The organism is Streptococcus lactarius, from assembly GCF_016642265.1.
In the GTDB taxonomy this organism is placed as follows: domain Bacteria; phylum Bacillota; class Bacilli; order Lactobacillales; family Streptococcaceae; genus Streptococcus; species Streptococcus lactarius.
Genome location: NZ_MRXX01000009.1, coordinates 67868 through 71697 on the forward strand (window position 1 = coordinate 67868; position 3830 = coordinate 71697).

The window sequence follows — 3830 nt, forward strand, 5'->3', positions numbered from 1 at the left end:
TTTGTCCCAGCCTCTTCTTCGTTATTCATTTCTGATCAATTAATTCAAAGCCATGCTGATATAGTTCAAAATAAAGAGAAGATCCAAGATCCAAATCATGCTATGCACGTCTTTTGCTTCCCCTTTCACCACTTTTACAAAGCTATAAGTGATAAATCCAGCCGCAATCCCTTGTGTGATGGAATAACTGAAGCCCATAAAGATCGATGTGAAGAAAGCAGGAATCGCTTCTGACATATCTTCCCAATGGATATTTTTCAAACCACTTAACATCATGATCCCCACAACAATCAGAATTGGGGCAGTGGCAGCTGTTGGGACAATAGCCAACAAAGGACTAAAGATACTTGAAACAGCAAAACAGATCGCAACCACTAGAGCTGTCAAACCAGTACGACCACCAGCACCGATACCTGCTGCAGATTCAATATAAGTTGTCACGTTTGAAGTACCAGCAATGGCACCTACTGAAGTTGCCACCAAATCAGAGTAAAGAGCCTTATCCAACTTAACTGACTCATGATTTTCACCACTTGTCGCGATGATTCCAACTTTTTCACCCGTACCGATTAGAGTTCCGATCGTATCAAAAATATCGGTCAAAGAGAAGGCCAAAATGGCCATCAAGGTCTCAGGTAAACGAGACGTATTGGAAATCAAAGAACCCAATCCTTTTGATCCCAAGGCTTGACCAAAGATGGTACCCAAGTCTTTAAAAGCAGCTCCTAGATGGGTACTTGCGAAGTCGATTTTCGACACATCTACGACATGGACCAGAATTCCCAAAACAGTCGTCGCGAAGATGGAAAGGATAATCCCTCCCTTGACTCCCTTCACGACGAAGAAAATGGTAATCGCTAGACCTGCCAGAGCTAAAAGTACCGCCGGATTATTAAAGTCTACCAAACCTGGAACTGCTGCTGCATTGGCCGCAATCGTCGCATTGGCTTGGTCCGCTCCCTTCCCAACAACGGTATAGGTATGGGGGTCAATCGTAAATTTCAAAAATCCGGCATTTTTGATTCCTACATAGGCCAAGAAAATTCCAATCCCAGCTGAAATCGCTGAACGAAGGGCTGTTGGAATCGACTCGATAATCATCTTACGCACTTTTGTCAAGGTGATGATCAATGAAATCACACCACAAATAAAGACCATTCCCAAGGCTTCTTGCCACGTATAGCCCATTCCAAATACAACAGTGAAGGTAAAGAAGGCATTCAAGCCCATCCCTGGCGCTTGAGCATATGGCAAATTAGCATAAAAGGCCATCATCAAGGTACCAACAACTGATCCAATAATCGTTGCAAGAAAGACCCCTTGAGCTGGCATTCCTGTTTGTGACAACATTTGCGGATTTACGAAGAGGATATAACTCATCGCAAAAAAGGTTGTCAAACCAGCAAGAACCTCTGTTCGAACAGTGGTTCCATGTTCTGAAAGTTTAAAAAACTTATCCATTTCAGAAAAAACTCCTTTTTCATCATTCTCGCTCCCAATCAATTTGCGAACGTTATTTCTATTTTATCAAAATATATTTCGGATTTCAAGAAATTCTCCTTCTCTTTTTATTTTCAAGCAGTTTTTCTTATTTTCTGATATAATGATCTCATTCTTCTCGAAAGGAACCTACATATGAAAAAGAAACTAATCGCTCTGGATTTAGATGGCACTCTCCTGAATTCGGAAAGTAAATTAAGCGACTTCACTGTTGAGACCATAAAGAAAGTTAGCGCCCTTGGACATAAAGTGATCATTACAACAGGCCGTCCCTATCGCATGGCCCATACCTACTACCAAGAACTCGAACTCGATACCCCTATGATCAATTTCAACGGCTCCCTCACCCACCTTCCTGGAAAAAAATGGAGCGAAGAACAATGTTTGACCTTGGATAAAAAATATTTACTAGACATGGTTTCCCATCGTGACGCCATCCAAGCAGACTTCATTGCCGGTGAATACCGTAATAAATTTTTTATAACAGATCCTAATGACCAGATTGCCGATCCCCAACTATTCGGAATTGAAGCTTTCCAGCCCGAAAATCAATTTCATCCAGAGAGGGTAACGAGTGATCCAAACTGCATTCTTTTTCAGACAAAGGCTGAAGATAAATATGCTCTTGCAGAGGATATGAATCGGTATTATAACTACAACCTATCCATCAATACCTGGGGTGGCCCCTTAAATATTTTGGAGTGCAATCCTAAAAATATAACCAAAGCATCAGCCCTGACTTACCTTCTGGATAAACTCAATATGGATCGGAAGGATTTGATTGCTTTTGGAGACGAGCACAATGATACTGAGATGCTAGCTCTTGCTGGGTGTGGATACGCGATGAAAAATGCGAGTTCAGTCTTACTTCCCTATGCAGATTTCATAACAAACTACACAAACAACGAAGACGGTGTCGCACGCCAATTAAGAGAATTGTTCATAGACTGATCCAGAGGCTGGGACAAAAGTCCTAGCCTCTTCTTGTTTTTTGATTGTCGATCAAGACGCAGTGGTTGAGTNNCTGTGCGGAGGTGGGACAACGAAATCGAATTCTAACGGATGAACGATTTATGTCCCACTCTCTTTTGTCCTTCAAATTCTTAAGCGGTTAACATTTCCTTCCCTTTTTTTCCATTTTTTTTATTGCTCTCCCTAATAGTTTGTGATATTATTAACATAGTTATTAAAGAAGCGTTTTCAAAAATCTAATACGCCTCTTGTTCACTTAAGGAGGAACAAAATGAAAGCTGTTGTTGTAAATCCAGAAGGTACTGGTGTAGAAATCGTTGCTAATAAAGAAGTCCGTCCACTTGAAACTGGCGAAGCTCTTGTTCAAATCGAATACTGTGGTGTCTGCCACACTGACTTGCACGTTGCACATGGTGACTTTGGAAAAGTTCCAGGCCGCGTCCTTGGACATGAAGGAATTGGTATCGTCAAAGAAGTGGCTCCTGATGTAAAAAGCTTAAAAGTTGGTGACCGTGTCAGTGTTGCTTGGTTCTTCGAAGGTTGTGGGACTTGTGAATACTGTACAACAGGTCGCGAAACCCTTTGCCGTACTGTAAAAAATGCAGGTTACTCTGTTGATGGAGGAATGGCTGAACAATGTATCGTTACTGCAGATTACGCAGTGAAAGTACCTGAAGGATTAGACCCAGCCCAAGCTTCATCTATCACTTGTGCGGGGGTTACTACTTATAAAGCTATCAAAGAAGCCAAAGTTGAACCTGGACAATGGGTTGTCCTCTATGGTGCTGGAGGCCTCGGAAACCTAGCTGTTCAATACGCTAAAAAAGTATTCAATGCACACGTTATCGCAGTCGATATCAACAACGATAAACTGGAATTGGCCAAAGAAGTTGGAGCTGACATCGTAATCAACGGTAAAGAAGTTGCAGATGTTCCAGGATTGATCAAAGAAAAAACAAATGGTGGAGCTCATTCAGCTGTCGTAACAGCTGTTTCAAAAGTTGCCTTCAACCAAGCAGTCGATTCTGTTCGTGCAGGTGGCCGCGTTGTCGCAGTTGGTCTTCCTTCAGAAATGATGGACCTCAGCATCGTGAAGACTGTCCTTGACGGTATCCAAGTTATTGGTTCACTCGTAGGTACCCGTAAAGACTTGGAAGAAGCCTTCCAATTTGGTGCAGAAGGCTTGGTTGTTCCAGTCGTTCAAAAACGTCCTGTAGAAGATGCTGTTAAAGTCTTTGACGAAATGGAAGCTGGAACCATTCAAGGACGTATGGTACTTGACTTCACAAACTAAAAGGCACGGATACGGAGTCTAGTGTCCTTAATAGAAAACTATTTATAAGGAGGCTGGGACAAAA

3 protein-coding genes are annotated in these 3830 nt (G+C 42.1%); 2 read left to right on the forward strand and 1 reads right to left on the reverse strand.

Annotation, left to right across the window (positions count from 1 at the left end; translation table 11 throughout):
• Positions 1-39: 39 nt before the first annotated feature.
• Entirely contained in the window at positions 40-1461 is a 1422-nt protein-coding gene (locus BTU61_RS07520) for an NCS2 family permease (RefSeq protein ID WP_200773011.1), read from the reverse strand.
• Between the two features lie 174 nt (positions 1462-1635).
• On the opposite strand from BTU61_RS07520, the gene BTU61_RS07525 reads away from it, so the two are divergent.
• Together BTU61_RS07525 and adhP are read left to right on the forward strand one after the other, a co-directional pair.
• Positions 1636-2451 carry a Cof-type HAD-IIB family hydrolase gene (locus BTU61_RS07525; RefSeq protein WP_200773012.1) on the forward strand — a complete coding sequence of 272 codons (816 nt, stop codon included), beginning with the start codon at positions 1636-1638 and terminating at the stop codon, positions 2449-2451.
• A 292-nt stretch (positions 2452-2743) separates the two neighbouring features.
• A complete protein-coding gene (gene adhP / locus BTU61_RS07530; RefSeq protein ID WP_200773013.1) occupies positions 2744-3766 on the forward strand; it encodes an alcohol dehydrogenase AdhP in 1023 nt (340 codons plus the stop codon).
• Positions 3767-3830 lie beyond the last annotated feature (64 nt).

Bases quoted from the DNA above. Each gene is read 5' to 3' on its own strand.
- BTU61_RS07520 (WP_200773011.1), bottom strand. From the start codon at position 1,461: ATGGATAAGTTTTTTAAACTTTCAGAACATGGAACCACTGTTCGAACA.
- BTU61_RS07525 (WP_200773012.1), top strand. From the start codon at position 1,636: ATGAAAAAGAAACTAATCGCTCTGGATTTAGATGGCACTCTCCTGAAT.
- adhP (WP_200773013.1), top strand. From the start codon at position 2,744: ATGAAAGCTGTTGTTGTAAATCCAGAAGGTACTGGTGTAGAAATCGTT.